Origin of the sequence: Macrococcoides bohemicum, assembly GCF_016865215.1 — a bacterium.
GTDB lineage: Bacteria > Bacillota > Bacilli > Staphylococcales > Staphylococcaceae > Macrococcoides > Macrococcoides bohemicum.
In genome coordinates this window covers 271201-287618 of sequence record NZ_CP054482.1, presented here as the reverse complement: position 1 = coordinate 287618, position 16418 = coordinate 271201, and the positions used below count along the sequence as shown (strand labels likewise).

General features: G+C 33.7%; 15 protein-coding genes. 4 read left to right on the top strand and 11 right to left on the bottom strand.

What is annotated here, in order from left to right; genetic code table 11:
* Nucleotides 1-22 precede the first annotated feature (22 nt).
* Genes HT586_RS01510 through HT586_RS01500 form a run of 3 tightly spaced genes read right to left on the bottom strand, consistent with a single transcriptional unit; the run spans nt 23 to nt 2842 of the window.
* Complete coding sequence (locus HT586_RS01510) at nt 23-1021, bottom strand: FecCD family ABC transporter permease (protein WP_096077535.1); 999 nt, start codon at nt 1019-1021, stop codon at nt 23-25.
* A complete protein-coding gene (locus HT586_RS01505; RefSeq protein WP_096077536.1) occupies nt 1021-2037 on the bottom strand; it encodes a FecCD family ABC transporter permease in 1017 nt (338 codons plus the stop codon). The genes HT586_RS01510 and HT586_RS01505 overlap by 1 nt, the downstream gene beginning before the upstream one ends.
* On the bottom strand, nt 2030-2842 hold the full coding sequence (locus HT586_RS01500; RefSeq protein WP_096077537.1) for an ABC transporter ATP-binding protein: 813 nt from the start codon (nt 2840-2842) through the stop codon (nt 2030-2032). Before HT586_RS01500 ends, HT586_RS01505 begins: the two co-directional genes overlap by 8 nt.
* A gap of 146 nt (nt 2843-2988) precedes the next feature.
* Between HT586_RS01500 and HT586_RS01495 the strand changes: the two genes are divergently transcribed.
* Nucleotides 2989-4026 carry an NAD(P)/FAD-dependent oxidoreductase gene (locus HT586_RS01495; protein WP_203546086.1) on the top strand — a complete coding sequence of 346 codons (1038 nt, stop codon included), beginning with the start codon at nt 2989-2991 and terminating at the stop codon, nt 4024-4026.
* A 14-nt stretch (nt 4027-4040) separates the two neighbouring features.
* Here HT586_RS01495 and nagB read toward each other — a convergent pair whose 3' ends face one another.
* The 4 genes from nagB to HT586_RS01475 form a co-directional block, all read right to left on the bottom strand.
* Nucleotides 4041-4778 carry a glucosamine-6-phosphate deaminase gene (gene nagB / locus HT586_RS01490; RefSeq protein WP_096077539.1) on the bottom strand — a complete coding sequence of 246 codons (738 nt, stop codon included), beginning with the start codon at nt 4776-4778 and terminating at the stop codon, nt 4041-4043.
* Between the two features lie 12 nt (nt 4779-4790).
* Entirely contained in the window at nt 4791-5642 is an 852-nt protein-coding gene (locus tag HT586_RS01485; protein WP_203546085.1) for a YitT family protein, read from the bottom strand.
* A gap of 136 nt (nt 5643-5778) precedes the next feature.
* On the bottom strand, nt 5779-6717 hold the full coding sequence (locus tag HT586_RS01480) for an L-lactate dehydrogenase (RefSeq protein WP_096077541.1): 939 nt from the start codon (nt 6715-6717) through the stop codon (nt 5779-5781).
* A 63-nt stretch (nt 6718-6780) separates the two neighbouring features.
* Nucleotides 6781-8376 carry an L-lactate permease gene (locus HT586_RS01475; protein WP_096077542.1) on the bottom strand — a complete coding sequence of 532 codons (1596 nt, stop codon included), beginning with the start codon at nt 8374-8376 and terminating at the stop codon, nt 6781-6783.
* A gap of 343 nt (nt 8377-8719) precedes the next feature.
* On the opposite strand from HT586_RS01475, the gene HT586_RS01470 reads away from it, so the two are divergent.
* Nucleotides 8720-9256: a hypothetical protein gene (locus tag HT586_RS01470; protein WP_096077543.1), complete on the top strand. Its 537-nt coding sequence runs from the start codon at nt 8720-8722 to the stop codon at nt 9254-9256.
* Between the two features lie 198 nt (nt 9257-9454).
* Here HT586_RS01470 and HT586_RS01465 read toward each other — a convergent pair whose 3' ends face one another.
* Nucleotides 9455-10660 (bottom strand): NupC/NupG family nucleoside CNT transporter, encoded by a 1206-nt coding sequence (locus HT586_RS01465; RefSeq protein ID WP_096077544.1) that lies wholly within the window; start codon nt 10658-10660, stop codon nt 9455-9457.
* 301 nt (nt 10661-10961) lie between these two features.
* On the opposite strand from HT586_RS01465, the gene HT586_RS01460 reads away from it, so the two are divergent.
* Nucleotides 10962-12239 (top strand): DUF1958 domain-containing protein, encoded by a 1278-nt coding sequence (locus tag HT586_RS01460; RefSeq protein WP_203546084.1) that lies wholly within the window; start codon nt 10962-10964, stop codon nt 12237-12239.
* 68 nt (nt 12240-12307) lie between these two features.
* Complete coding sequence (locus HT586_RS01455; RefSeq protein WP_203546083.1) at nt 12308-13012, top strand: M50 family metallopeptidase; 705 nt, start codon at nt 12308-12310, stop codon at nt 13010-13012.
* 69 nt (nt 13013-13081) lie between these two features.
* Here HT586_RS01455 and HT586_RS01450 read toward each other — a convergent pair whose 3' ends face one another.
* From HT586_RS01450 to tcaB, 3 genes are all read right to left on the bottom strand, one after another.
* Nucleotides 13082-13462: a hypothetical protein gene (locus HT586_RS01450; protein ID WP_203546082.1), complete on the bottom strand. Its 381-nt coding sequence runs from the start codon at nt 13460-13462 to the stop codon at nt 13082-13084.
* Nucleotides 13463-13660: 198 nt separating this feature from the next.
* Nucleotides 13661-14959, bottom strand: coding sequence for an IS1182 family transposase (locus HT586_RS01445; protein ID WP_111744502.1), 1299 nt, complete (start codon nt 14957-14959; stop codon nt 13661-13663).
* Between the two features lie 150 nt (nt 14960-15109).
* Entirely contained in the window at nt 15110-16306 is a 1197-nt protein-coding gene (gene tcaB / locus HT586_RS01440) for a putative multidrug effflux MFS transporter TcaB (protein WP_203546081.1), read from the bottom strand.
* Between the last annotated feature and the right edge of the window lie 112 nt (nt 16307-16418).

Here is a 16418-nt window from a genome sequence, read left to right as displayed (position 1 = left end):
AGAAAATGTACCTTTCATCGCCCTACAATCCTCTACGCATTAAATAAAGAAAATATGGTGCTCCAATAATACTAACTATGATACCTGCAGGCATGCCAGCAGGTTCTATTAAAAGCCGACCTAAAGTATCAGCAAAACTTAAAAGTATCGCACCTAACAATATTGTAATCGGAATAAAAACCTGATGTCTTGGACCAACTAATTGTCTTGCAATGTGAGGTGCAATCAAACCCACGAATGCTATACTACCACAAATTGAAACCGCGCTTGCACACAACATTACAGAAATAATCAGAATTACTACTCTTTCTCTATTAATCCTTATGCCAAGACCTGTTGAAATATGTTCATGGGTATTAAGAATGTTTAGTATATCTAGTTTCAGCAAAAGGATCGGTATCGTGATAATTAACACTGTAATAATCATCCAAACAAATGGCCATGTATCACCCCATATATTACCACCTAGCCATTTAGAGATAAATTCAACATCTTCTTTATTAAATGTCGATGTCATCATAATCATCGCACCACTCAATGCAGTAGACAACCCAACACCGATAAGAATCATTTGCATCGGATTTAAACCACGTTTAGAACTACTCAACAGAAATACTGTCGCTGCTGTAATCAGACCACCAATCAAACTAAATAGCGGCAGTACATATACAAAATTACTGCTGTCGACCGGCATGAATATCATAAGCAATGCGATAAAGAATCCACTGCCTGCATTTATCCCTATAATACCTGGATCTGCCAGTGGATTTTTAGTAATACTTTGCAGTAGTGCACCACTTAAACTAAGTGCAGCACCACATAATATCGTTACAAGTAATCTTGGCATACGAAATTCATAGAGCACCATCGTATCTGTTTCATTTCCCATACCAAATAATGTTTTTAAAAATTGTAATGGTGGCATCTTAAAATCTCCAACAGTCATACTCACTGTAATGATTGCAAACAAAATAATAATTAAAATAGTTGATATAAACACATTTTTAGTTTTAGTATGCATTATGAAATTCCTACCTTTCTTACGAGATAAATAAAGAAAGGCACACCTATAATTGAAATGATTGCACCTACAGGAGACTCTCCCATCATGCGTGCCAGTATATCAGCGCAAACAAGAAATATTCCACCTAAAAGCGTTGCGACAGGTAGCAACTTTCTATAATCTACGCCAACTAAAAGACGTGCAATATGTGGAATCATCAATCCTACAAATGCTAAGGAACCTGCCATTGCCACTGCGACACCGGCTAAAATCATCGTTAATAATGAAAATATAATTCTTATCGACGTTAAATTGACCCCTAAACCTTGTGCCATTTCATCACCTAAAGATAACACAGTAAGCTTATGACCGATAAGCAGTACGAAGATGATAACAATTAATATTATCGGGGATGCATATTTTAGTTGTGTCCAGGTCGTACCAGCAACACCACCACTAGACCAAAGCATCGAACTTTGATTCGTTCTAAAATATAACGAAATCCCTTCAGCAATTGCTAATAACAAACTACTCACAGCTGCTCCAGCTAATATAATACGCATCGTATTAAAGCCACCTTTTTTACTTAAACCGAGCATCAATACAATGGTTCCTCCAACAATTGCACCGATAAATCCAGCCAGTATAATCGCAAAAAAGTTCGCTCCACTCGTAAATGCAAATAATATACTGATACCTAAAGCTGCTCCTGAATTAAGTCCGATTAAAGCAGGATCTGCCAAAGGATTCTTAGTTACTCCCTGCATGACTGCCCCAGTACAAGCAAGACTCATCCCAACAAGCATGGCAGCTATTTCTCTAGGCATACGTATATCACGAATAATATTATGTTCAGAAATATCTCGATAATTAAATAGCGCATCATAAATTGTTTTAAAACTATAGTTATTTACTCCCAACATAAATGAAACAATTAACATTGTCAGCAATAAAAGAAGAAGCAATGGAATGACGATGTATAATTTCCCGGAAAATATATATCGTTTATTTGTAAATGTACTTTGTTTATTCATCTGTATCCCTGCTATAGTGCTTGCATAATAAATCATAGGTTACAAGCATCGGCTTTCCATTTCGTGGATCTACGCTGAGCTCGGCATCTATATTAAATACTTCTTCTAAGACATCCTTAGTCAAAACATTCATCGTATCTCCTTGCTTAATGATATTCCCATCTTTCATTGCAATAATATGATCAGAAAATCGAACTGCCTGATTAATATCATGGAGAACCATTATAATCGTACAATTTTCCTGTTCGTTTAAATCTCTAATAAGTTCTAAAATTTCTAATTGATGCGAAATATCTAGATATGTTGTTGGTTCATCAAGGAAAATAATATCAGTCTTCTGGGCTAAAGCCATAGCAATCCATACACGTTGTCTTTGTCCACCACTTAGATCATTAACATTCTTATCTTTGAAATCTGTTGTACCTGTTACACGCATCGCCCATTCAATTTCCTGATGATCAAGCTGAGTAAGTCTCCCAAATCCTTTCTGATAAGGAAATCTGCCATAACTGATCAGTTCATAAACGCTTAATCCATCTGCCACATCAGGTGATTGTGGTAGGATTGCAATCTTTTTAGCAACCTCTTTAGTTGGTTGCTGATGAATATTCTTTCCGTCTAATATCACTTCACCATGCGCTACGTTTAATATTCTTGACAGTGCTTTTAATAACGTTGATTTTCCGCATCCATTCGGCCCTATAATAGATGTCACTTTTTTATCAGGAATGGAAACATCTAAATTTTTTATGATGTCCCTTTCGCCATAATTAATGGTAATCTGCTTACCTTCTAATCGATTCATATATATCCTTCTTTCATTAATTCCAAAATGAAATATTCCAATTTTCAAACCATTATCACTCTCATATAATTGATAATCATTATCAATACTGTTATATTTTATAGTATAATAACTTACAACGCAAGATAATTAGGGAGACATACTTTATGAAACAATTATTAGATATAACAATTATCGGTGGTGGGCCTGCTGGTCTTTATGCTGCTTTTTATGCAGGATTACGAGGTTTGAAAGTACGCATCATTGATCAGAACAATACTTTAGGCGGAAAACTTAATCTTTTCCCAGAGAAAATTGTTTGGGATGCTGGTGGGATTCCTCCTCAACCTGCAGCAAAGATTATGCAGAACTTGATTAAACAAGGCACTACATTTAATCCAGAGATCATTCTGAACACCGTCGTTACAGATATAAAAAAAGAAAATGACTTTCACTTTATCGTAGAGACAAACGATAAATCCTATCACTCTAAAACTGTTATCGTGGCAGTGGGTTCAGGTATCATCAAGCCGATTAAACTGGATATTGAAGGTGCTGATCGATATGAAGTTAATAACCTACATTATGTAGTCCCTTCATTAAAACGCTTTAAAGATAAGCGTGTACTTATTTCTGGTGGTGGAAATGCCGCAGTTGACTGGGCACATGATATCGCTCCTATTGCAAAAAGTGTGCATATTATATGCCGTAAAGAAGATTTTAAAGGTCACGAAGAGACAGTGCGTCAACTGGATGAATTAGGAGTAATCAAGATGACAAACCAAACAATTCATTCACTGATTGCAGAAGCGGACGAAATTAAACAAGTTGAAATTATTCAAAATACTGATGACACCATTCAAATTTTAGATGTCGACGATGTCATTATCAATCATGGTTTCCATATGGACTGTGAGCTATTAAATGACAGTTCAGTTCAATTTGAACGTGTTGATGATTTTTATATTAAAGGCAATGCGAATACTTCTACGAACACGCCAGGTATTTATGCTATCGGTGACATATTGAAACACGATGCGAAAGTCAACTTGATTATCGGTTGTTTCCATGATGCAGCGACTTCTATTAATCAGATTAAAATGTATCTTGACCCAGATGCACCATCATATGGCATCGTTTCAAGTCACAATCCAATATTCGAAGAAGAAAACGAAAAGATAAAGAAAAAATTATTTGAATCATAAAAAAAAGGACTAAATTAGTCCTTTTTTTTATATGGTGAAGCTTCATCATCTGTAATAATCAATACATTTGGATGATTAAGTAATACGCTCGCTGGTATATCTTCATTTGGCTGTGTCATATCGTATAACTGTTGAATGATAGGTTGTTTCTTTTCTCCGGTCGCTAAAAGAATAATTATATCCGATTGCATAATCGTAGTTATCCCCATCGTCACTGCTTGCGTAGGTACCTGTTCAATTGTATCGAAAAATCTTGCATTCGCACGAATCGTTTCTTCTGAAAGGTCGACCATTCTCGTATTAGACGTAAACGATGTACCCGGTTCATTAAAACCTATATGACCATTCGTCCCAATGCCAAGCAACTGAAGATTAATAGGATGTTCTTTCATAATCAATTCATCATAAGCTTTATTATCCTGAGCCAGATTCTCTCTATCATTGTCCGGGAAATAATATTGTTCCGGCTTTATATCAATATGGTTAAATAAATGATGTTTCATGTAATAAAGATAACTTTGCGGACTTTGCTTATCTAATTCAAAATATTCATCTAGATTAAATGTTTTAAGATGAGATAAATTAACTGGGTTTGACTTTATCAGCTTAACTAATGCAGCATATACGGGTTCCATCGTTCCACCTGTTGCTAATCCTAGTTTAGTATGTGGGTTACGCTTGATTTCTCTAAATAATTCTATCGCAACATACTGAGCGGCAAGTGATGCATTCCCTAAATTAATAAATTCCATTATTATATCTCCTTAATCTTCATTGATAAAACCATTGCCTAAAACATCACGTACATCATGGACGACAACAAATGCTTTTTCATCAATCTTTTTAATCATACGTTTTGTCTTTGTAAGCTGTAATTTATTAATAACACAATACAGAACTTCTGTCTCTCTTTTACTATAATACCCGCGACCATTTAGTATTGTAATGCCACGACCAATATCTTCATCTAACATTTTAGCAATCGGATCTGGATTTTGTGAAATGATTGTAATTGCTTTTTTAGGATTTAATCCTTCAATAATCATATCCATTGATTTTGTACCTAAATATAAACTTAAAACTGTTAATAGTGCTTTTTCTACTGGGATAACAGTTAATGAAATCGCCACAACAATTAAATCAAAGAATAACAATGCATAAGATGTACTTACATCTAGATACTTATGAGCAATACGCGCAAGTATTGTTGTACCAGCTGTAGTACCTCCTACCAGCACAATCATTCCGATACCAATGCCTACTAAAAATCCACCGAAAATCGTGCTCACTAAAACTTCTTTTAAATGAAGTTGTAACGGTTCAGTTATTTTTAAAAATACTGAAAGTGCAACGATAGAAATAATCGTTAATGCCATAGAACGTTTCGATAAAAATTTATATCCTACAGCGAGTAATACTAGGTTCATTAATAACGTTGTAATCGCAGGAGACCAATCGAAACTATATAGAAAGATAAGTGACATCCCCGTTACACCGCCTTCACCTAAATTGGCAGGAATAATGAAAACGTTCACTGCAAGAGAAAATATTAAAGAGCCTAACAATACAAAAAAGACTGATTTCCAGGTAATTTTTAAATTTTTAAAATAGTTCATCTTTTCCTCCTTTAATAATTAAATAATAATTGAAGTCGGTTGTAAGTGTATCGAACTTTACACACTCTTTCAACAGTACGGCATAAAAAAGGACATCTGTTTACAGATGCCCCGAAATATATTATTTTAAACGTTATTATTTAAAGAAAGGTTCTTGAATGGCTTTTAAAGTTGCAACTGATTTATCAAATTTTTCTTGTTCTTCAGCTGATAACGGTGTTTCAAATACTTTACTTATACCGTTACGATTGATTAACGTCGGTACACCAATATACACATCATCATGGCCATACTCACCGTTTAATTTTGCTGAAACTGTTAATACAGAGTTTTCATTACCTAATATCGCTTTAGAAATACGCGTTAAGCCCATTGCTACACCATAATATGTTGCACCTTTAGCTTTAATAATTTCATATGCAGCATCGCGTGTATTAACAAAGATTTCTTCCATTTTCTCTTTGTTGTCTTTAAGAAGGTCTGTTACTTTCATTCCAGCAACATTTGCGCTACTCCATACTGCAAGTTCAGAATCTCCATGTTCACCAATAATATATGCATGCACACTATCAGCAGCTACTTCAAACTCTTGACTTAACAAGAATCTAAAACGTGCAGTATCTAATATCGTACCTGAACCAATTACACGTCCTTCTGGTAATCCTGAGAATTTTTGAACTGCATATGTTAAAACATCTACAGGGTTTGTTGCTATTAAGAAGATACCATCAAATCCAGTAGCCATAATTTCATCAACGATAGATTTGAAAATTTTCATATTCTTACCTACTAAATCTAAACGTGTTTCACCTGGTTTTTGAGCTGCACCTGCACAAATTACAATTAGATCAGCATCTGAACAATCAGCATATGTTCCATATTTAATACGCATTGGATTTGGTGCATATACAACACCATGGTTTAAATCCATAGCGTCTCCAATTGCTTTTGCCTCATTTAAATCAATAATAACAAATTCATCACACACACCTTGGTTTAACATTGAGAACGCATAACTAGATCCTACTGCACCGTTACCAACTAATACGACTTTGTTACCTTTTAATTTTTGCATTCTAATTACTCCTTTAAATTTATTTTAAATGTATTGATTTATGCTTTTTTCTTAATTCTTTTGTTACATTATGAGACTTAATACAAATGTCCAGATACATACGAATACTAATAATCCAACACTATATTTTAAAGTCATGCTAAGTAATTTAGATTCTTCACCAACGGCACCAACGGCAGCTGACGCTATAGCGATTGATTGTGGGGAGATAAGTTTCGCCATAACACCACCAGCTGTATTTGCTGCAACTAATAATGCTGGATTTGTACCAATTGTACTTCCTGCAGTAGCTTGTATTGATGCGAACAATACATTGTTGTTAACAACAGAACCTGTCATGAATACCCCAATCCAACCTAATATTGGTGAAAGTAATGGGAATATTGAACCTGTTTTAGCAATTGCCTGACCCATCGCTACAGTTAAACCACCGTAAGTAGTTAACTTAGCAATCGCTAAGATTGCACAAATTGTAATGATTGGAATCCATAATTCTTTGATTGTTTTTCCTAAAAGATTGAAACCTTGTCCTAAATTAATTTTTGGTGAAAGAATAATAGTAAATATTACCGCTAATAAAATAGCTGTCCCTGTTGCACCAATTAAATCTAATTTTAACGTTACACCTTTTTGAAGCGTTTCATTGAAAGTTCCTGGCATTTGGAATAATAAGATTGTCTTCTCTAGTAAGCCACCGGGTAAAAATAATGCTTTAAATGCTGGTAAACTCCAAACTAATACAAAACCAGTTAACAGATAGAACGGGCTCCATGCTAAAACAATTTCTTTGATTGAATGTCTTATAACTTTTACTTTATCATTTGATAATCTAAAGATATTTTTAGGTTGCCATTTGCTACAGAAAATTGCGAGAGCTGCCATAGCAAGTAATGCTGGTAATAAGGCCGCTAATTCTGGTCCCATAAAGAAAGTTATGGCTGCTTGTGCTACAGAATAAACAACACCAGTAATCAGTATTGCAGGTAACGTTTCTTTAATACCTTTAAAGCCATCTAATACAAAGATTAAAAGGAAAGGAATCGCCATATTAATAATTGGTAATGTAAATATCGTCATCTGTGAAACATCCATGGCTGTTACGCCACCTTTTAAACCTAATGTATTTACGATACCTACTGGAATACCAATTGCTCCAAATGCACCAGATGCGCCATTTGCGATCAAACAGAACATCGCTGCCTGTAGCGGTTTGAACCCTAACTGTACAAGTAATACTGCACAAATTGCGATTGGTACACCGAATCCTGCTGCACCTTCTAAGAATGCATTAAAACAATAACCAATTAAAAGTAATTGTATACGTTGGTCTGCTGAAATACCTGCGATAGAATCCTGAATGGTTTGAAATTTTCCACTTTCAACAGATACTTTATAAAGCCAAACTGCCATAATAATGATGTAGCCGATTGGAAATAATCCTTGTACCACACCTTCTGCAACACCACCAGTTGCCACTGCTCCAGGTAATTTAAAAACAAGAATCGAAATCAAAGCAGTTACAACCAGTGTAATAATTGCTGCATTAATACCTTTCATTTTTAATAATGTTAAGCAAAGCAAGAATAAAATAATTGGCACTGCTGCAATAATTGCAGATAAAGCTAGATTGCCGAATGGATCAAATGAATTTACGAACATTACTATTCCTTCTTTCTTATTTTCTCTTTAAGTAGCATAAGGTGTTTATGAAAATGAAGAAAACTGTATCTTTTTTTACCAATACTACTTAGTACAGTTATTATGTTACAACGCATTATCAACATATGCAAGTGTTTTTTGTGATTATTTTCACAATTAATACAATTGTCACATTTTCACAAAAATTTTAGGGTTCAGTTTTTTAAATGAATTACATAATTAATCCTATATATCTGTATGCTTACCCTTTACTTTTTCGGGTAAACTGATACTAAATAATAATCAAAGAAATTTACATTGTATTTATAAAATATTTACATTCGTAAAACAGGAGGTTATAGCAATGAAAAGACGTAATAAATTATGTGTTACACTAGTCGCCACTGCACTTTCAACTTCATTCCTATCTGCTAATGTCGATGCTGCCGGTTATTATTACTGGCACAAAGGGGATATGGATGATAGTACCGTATTAAATCAGAATTTTAAGAACGCAATTCAAAAAAATAACTTTACGTATGATGGTGTTAATATCAATACAGAATACGGAGTTTTTAAACGTGTTATGAAAAGTAATGGTATCTATTATAAAAAGGTTAGAAATGGAGTATACCAGTCTCGTAATGCAACTTTTGTATTCGGATTGAAAAATAATCAGTTAACGAATACTTCGAAGTTAAAAGGTATTTACTTTACATTTGATGATTACGCTATTTCATCTAGTAATATTAAAAAAGCATATGGAACACCTGATAGTACTAAACGTATAAAAAATGGTTTAACGTACACTTATAAAGCACATTACAATATTAAAAATAAGTTTGATTTCGTAAAAACAAATGGCAGTTATAAACTTACAGGCTTTATGACAACAAAATAAAAACTAAAACAGGGTTGGAGAAATCTCCAACCCTGTCTTAGTTTGCTAATGACTTCTTATTCGTATTAAATACACGTTTCAAGCGTCTTCTAAGATCTCTTAACAGCCTTTTCAAAAGAACCGTCTCCCTTATTTCGCTTTATTACATATAAATTATAACAAGTCTTTATTAATCCAATATGAAGTTAATATTAATTCTTACCAGCTAAATAATCCTACAAACGCTGCAGATAATAATGAAACTAAAATACCTGCTAGTAACATCATAGGTACATATTTAGCGATAAAGTCAGAAGTTTTCACATCGACGATACCTTTTAATGCCCCAATAATCATACCAACTGTTGAGAAGTTGGCAAATGAGATTAAGAATGTAACAAGTACCGCTTTCATATGGTTGTCCATTTTCGGAAGTGATTTTTGAATATCAATCATTACAACGAATTCGTTAGTAATGATTTTTTTCGCCATATGAGCACCCACTGTAATTGCTTGATCCCATGGTAATCCAAGTAATAAAGCAAATGGCGCCATAACCCAACCTAAGATTAAATCTAATTTCAGGTCTTTATTAATTAAACCTAATAACATGTCAATAAAGTGTGCTAATGATACGAATGCAATTAAGAAAGCGATGATGATTAAAATTAATTTACCTGCACCTAATACAGAATCACCTAAGAACGAGAAGAATGGTTGACGATTGTCATGTTTGATTTCAACAACGTAATCTTCTTCTGGTGTTAATTTAACTGGGTTTAAAATAGTTGCAATAATAATTGCGTTAATAATATTTAATGGAATTGCAGTTAAAACTAATTCACCAGGTACCATTGTTACATAAGCACCAACGATTGAACCTGAAATACAGCTCATTGACATCAATGCAACTGTAAGTACACGTGCTGCATTCATATGACTCACTTGCTCTTTTGACACAGCTAAAGCTTCAGTATTACCTAGAACCATCATCTCTACTGAATAGAATGATTCAAATTTAGGCTGGCCTGTTACTTTACCGATTAACCAACCGAACCATTTAATAATAAATGGTAATACGCCGATATACATTAAAATATCAAATAAAGGTACTACGAATAAAATTGGTAATAATGCTGAAACTGCCATATCCATTTTTCCAGGACCAGGTGCTGTCCAGCTACCGAACGGCATTCCGATACCTACATATGCTGCTTGTAACATCCAGCTAAATGCATCTGCTACAGCTTTTACACCATTACGTCCCCAAGGAAATTGTGTAAAAAACCATGCTAAGAATAAGTTAACAACTAACATAATAACGACTGATTTCCAGTCGATATTTTTCTTGTCACGCGAGAAAACAAATGCGACTAAAATAAAGACAAAGATACCTAAAACATTAAGCAATAAATAAGTATTCATGATTTCCACCCTTTAAATTTTTTATCTTTAAAATTATAGCATGATTAACTCGTAAACAATACAATTATTTTCATTTATTTACGAACATTTTTTCATACTGTTGTCATTATTTTTTCAAATCTCGAATATTAAAAGTTTTGAAAACGTTTTATCAATAATATCATCTGTATTTTATTTTTTATTTTGTCATATTACACTCGATTGTCGTAAAATTATTTTTAAAAGATAATGTATGTCTTTTTCTATTAGGGTATTATGATAAAATGTAGTCATTGAAAACAGAACATAGGAGTTTTATATCATGAAAAATTATAATTTAAAAAGCTTTATTGTAAGCTTTATTCTTTTCTTTTCATTTACAGGATCGATTTCAGCAGCGACACCATCTGAAATTGCAACACAGCAAGGGATGAATATAGCTCCTAAGTATAATCCTAAAGGTACGATTGTTATTGCAGAAAAAAATGGACAGATTCTGTATGGTGATAATATTGATACCAAAGCACCACCCGCTTCTATGTCTAAATTGATGTCTTTATATTTGTTGATGGAAGAAATGGAAAAAAGAAAAATTACTTTTAGTACAAAAGTAACAGTTAACGATAAATATTGGACGATTGCCCGTTTACCGATGTTAAGTAATAACGTCTTTAGAAAAGGTGCCACTTATAAGGTCTCCGATCTTATTCAGCTTGCAGTAACGCCATCAAGTAACGCTGCAACTTATATGTTAGTGAATTTAGTAGAAAAAGACGATTCTGATTTCGTGGATCGTATGAATAAGACAGCAAAAGTACTTGGGATGAAAAATACTCGTTTCTTAAATCCTGTCGGTGCACCAAATAATATGCTTCTTCAATATAAACCAAAGCGTTATCAAGCAGATGGAGATAATTTAACGTCTGCACGCGATTATGCGATTTTAAGTCAGCATTTAGTAAACGAACATCCAGAAATTTTAAAGTTTACTAAAAAAGCGTTCGTTACTGTTAAACCTGGTACTGAAGATGAAGAGTCATTTAAAACTTATAACCATTCTTTAGAAGGGGGAAAATACCCTTTTAAAGGAGCAGACGGATTAAAGACGGGTTCTAGTGATACAGCCGGTTTCAATGTAACAGTTACCGCTAAACAGCAAAACATGCGTGTTATCGCAGTCGTTCTAGGTGTACAACATTGGCTGGATCCTGATGCGGAATACAATAGAAATAAAATGGCTAACGCTGTGATGCAGGATGCATTTAATAAATATGAATATAAAAAGGTTTTAACAAAAGGCGTACATAAATTTAACGGTAAAGAATACTTTGTTCATAAAGATTTATATGATATCGTGAAAAAAGATCAACCCGGAAAATTAATTTTAAAAGATGGTAGCGTTCATTATGATTATGAACGTCAATTTGTATCCAAAGATTATAAATCTGCAAGTGTAAAATACGAAGATTACCAGCAATATAAATTGAAGAAGTTTTGGAATGATCATTATTTATCAATAATGACTGCCTTAATTTCTTCATTTTTATTGGGACTTGGGATATTGATTTACTATTATTGGCCGAAAATTAAGAAGCACTAAAAAAGATGCGTCTCCAGATTGAGGAGTCGCATCTTTGTTTGTGCTACTATCTTTATGAGGTGAAGCATTTGAATACATTTTTATTGTTAGCATTTGCTAGCATTTATTTAATATTATCATTATATTACTATAATCGACCGAATGTATTGATGTTGTGGTTGGGTTATTTACCAACATTATTGCACGAATTCGGACATGCTTTGATATGTCAGTTAACTGGAGGAAAAGTAAGCGACATGGTTATCGTGACAAGAAGATCTGAACGACTTGCTACCGGACGTAACGGTTATGCTATTTCACATACGACATCTGGATGGAATCGATTTGCTACTTTTATCGCAGGTTATTTGTTTCCACCACTATTTTTAATACTTGGAGTATTTTGTTTATCGAGAGCGTGGCGAATCGGTTTTTGTATATTACTAGGATTTGTGTTTCTCTATTATTTTGTAAAAACATCTCGAAAAATATTTCCATTTGTCGTGATAATATTGATTACCGATGGATTTTATTTGTATTATCGGTATCCGGATGTTGTTTCAATGTGGATGGTTGGAGATTGGTTCATTTATATCGTGCTAGGCGTTCTATTGGCTGACACGATTCTATCAAGCTATACGATGACTATCATCTATTTCCAGGGGAATACTTCTTGGGATGGTGCAATGTTAAGCCGTTTAACAAGATTGCCAGTTTTGGTTTATTATTTATTGTTTATGATAGTGCAACTCGGAAGCTGCTGGTACGTTGTGAAAGTCATAGTATTGGGATGATGTGGCTTTAGATAGGATTGTTTCGTTAGTTGGTTGGGGCAGTTCTCTCGCTGAATCGGCCAACTTAAATCATAGTTTATTATAATATTTTTCAAAGTAATAGTATCTATCATCAACTTTATTAAAATATTTCTCAAGCACTCTTTTAGTCGTATGCCTAAACTCCCTTCCTACCCAGCGATGAGCATCCTTTGTTGTTATCGGGCGATTCAACAATACTTCTAATTCTATCAAATTATCTCTAATCAATTCCATCTTCTTCATACGCTTCAAACACCCTTTACACACAATCGCTTTCGTCTTATCACAAATAACGTTAATTTCCAAACCACATTCCGTACATTGCAGTCCGCGCTTAACATCTTTAAAGTTAAAATTCGGTCTTCGGTCATACAAACTAATTGGTCTATGTATATCTGCAAGTACAACAATGCGTGGTAGCTGAATCATGATTGTCCTCCATTATGTGATACCTTCCATATAACAAATCGTTGTAAAATTACTATTACAAATATATAAATTTTACATAAAAAAACATCACTACAAAGTGATGTCCAGACTGAAGACAAACTCACAATTTTATAAGTGAGTTTGTCTTTTTTCTTCGAAAAATATTGTTATTTTAAAGAAATTAGCAAAATATCCAGCTTAACCTGCTAGATAATTTGCTAATTTCTTTAAATTCATGCATGCGAAAATAAGCGTGGTCTCCATGGTGACTTTTTGAATTCCTTTGTACTTAGTCCATCGCAAACCATGCTGTTCTTTAGCATCAGCAAAACGTCTTTCTATTGTTTGACTACGCAATTTATATATAGCTTTTATAGTGTCTATGAATCTCAAGTCATCAACAATATCAAGATATTGTTGCCATATATGTCTTGTAACGATTTTTTTCTGTTCTTTACTCTTAGTACATTTATTAAGTAAAGGACAATCCTTACATTTATTTGGATTAGAAATATACAAACGATAACCATCGCTGTCTGTTCTTTGATATTTCAACATTTGATTATTAGGGCAAATATAACAATCATAGTATTCGTCATATATAAATTCATTTTTATTCATTAAGTCCTTCGGACCCATGGGACGTTTATATGGCATAGCTGGTAGAATTTCTTTATCTAATAAATACTTAGCATTATGAGGTGTTTTATATCCAGAATCCACAGCAACATATCTCGGTAGTAGTTTTTTACTTTCAAGCCTGTCAATCATAGGTACTAACTGTGTACTATCATGAACATTACCAGGAGTTAAATGAAAATCAACGATATAACCATACTTATCGCAGCATGTATGCGCACTATAGGCAAATTGTTTTTCTCTTTCACTTTTAACATAGTAACCAGCATCGGGATCATTATTACTTATTTTTATTACTTTAAGATTCTCCTCCTTTCTTGAAGCTAGAGGCTTTTTTCCTTCAGATTCTCTAATAGAATTGATATCTTCAATAAGCTCTTGTTCATAATGTTTAGCAGTCTTCTGTATTTCTTGTTTAATAAATTTCTTCTTGTTGGCATTGGCCTTAATATGCGTTGAATCAATAAATAGTGAAGTATTATCTACGAAGTTATTATCTATAGCAATTTTGAGAATACGAGAAAAGATTTCTTCGAAAATCTGATTATCATAAAATCGTCTAGAATAGTTCTTACCGAAGGTAGAAAAATGAGGTACTTTATCGTTAACGCCTAAACCGAGATACCATTTGTACGCAAAATTAGTTTCAATCTCTTTAATTGTCTGGCGCATTGATTTGATACCAAAAAGGTGTTGTATTAATACAATTTTTATTAATACAACCGGATCAATACTTGGACGGCCATTATCTGTAGAATACTTTTCTTCTACTAAATCATATACAAAGGATAAATCGAATACTTTATCAACTTTTCTTAGAAGATGATTTTCTGGTACAAGGTCTTCTAATGAATACATTTCAAATTGACTGCGAATGATATTAATATCTTCAGACTTACTTCTCTTAATCAAGTAAAACACCACCGTTCAATGATATATCTATATTTTATCAAAAAAAGACTGTAAACTTCATCTCCGAAGGAGACTTTGTCTTCAGTCTGAACATCACTACAAAGTGATGTCTTTTAAAAACTTAATGCGTATAAATTGTGCCAGTAAACTGCATATCATGATAATCACTATAAACGGTACGACAGATGTTTCTCCCATAAGCCCAACGAGTGGTGATAATAATCCACCTACCAGAAACTGCATCAATCCTAAAATTGAAGATGCGCTTCCTGCTCCTTGTTTCTGAACCTGCATCGCAATGGAAAATCCTGTTGTTCCGATCATACTAACCGGTGTAATCAGTAAGAAGAAACTTATCCATAGACACCACATCGGTAAATGTAATATGAGTACGATGCTTGTCGCTATCATTCCAACGAGTTGAATCGTCTGACCTAACTTCAGTATGTTTACTTCACTCATTTTATCTACCAACTTCGCTGTAATCTGACTAAATATAATCAAACCAACACCATTGAAAGCAAATAGATAACTAAACTGCTGTGCATTCATATGATATATTTTCTGGGTTATAAAAGGTGATCCAGAGATATAACTAAACAAAATACCATAAGTCAAAGCTTGTAACATTAATACCGTTACAAACTGTTTATTGGTGAGTAATTTTTTGAAATCATTTACGATTGATTTCAATGCCCCTTCATTACGCGCTGGTTTCGGCAAACTTTCTTTTAGTGTAAAAGAAAGAATAAACATCAACGCACCATATATCGCTAGTATGATAAACACTGTTTGCCATGTTGACACGCTTAAAATTATCCCTCCGATAACGGGTGCTAGAATTGGTGCTAAACCATTTACAAGCATTAAGACTGCCATAAATTTCGTTAAATCTTTTCCTTTATATAGATCACTTGATATAGCACGGGACAAAACAGCTCCTGCCCCACCAGAAAATCCTTGGATAAATCGGAATAATACGAGCATACCAATACTAGTACTTGTAGCTGCTAATAATGATGATAACGCGTAAACTAACAAAACAACTGCCAGAGGTTTCTTCCTTCCGATAATATCACTGAGTGGCCCCACAAAAATTTGTCCAACGGCAAGGCCAATCATACATGCAGTAAGACTTAATTGTGCATTCGATGCTGTCGTATGCAGTTCATCTGCTACACTTGGTAACGCGGGAAGATACATATCTAGTGAAAGTGGACCGAATGCTGCTAACAGCCCCAATACAATTACTAATATGAATTTATTTTGTTCTTTTCTTACTCCTTGTTCCATAGCACCCTCCGTAATGAAATAATTATTAGTATACATCAATCCATAATGCATATCACTTGTTTAACTTCAATATACGAGGGAAAATGTAAGTACAAGAAAATTTAGAAAGAGG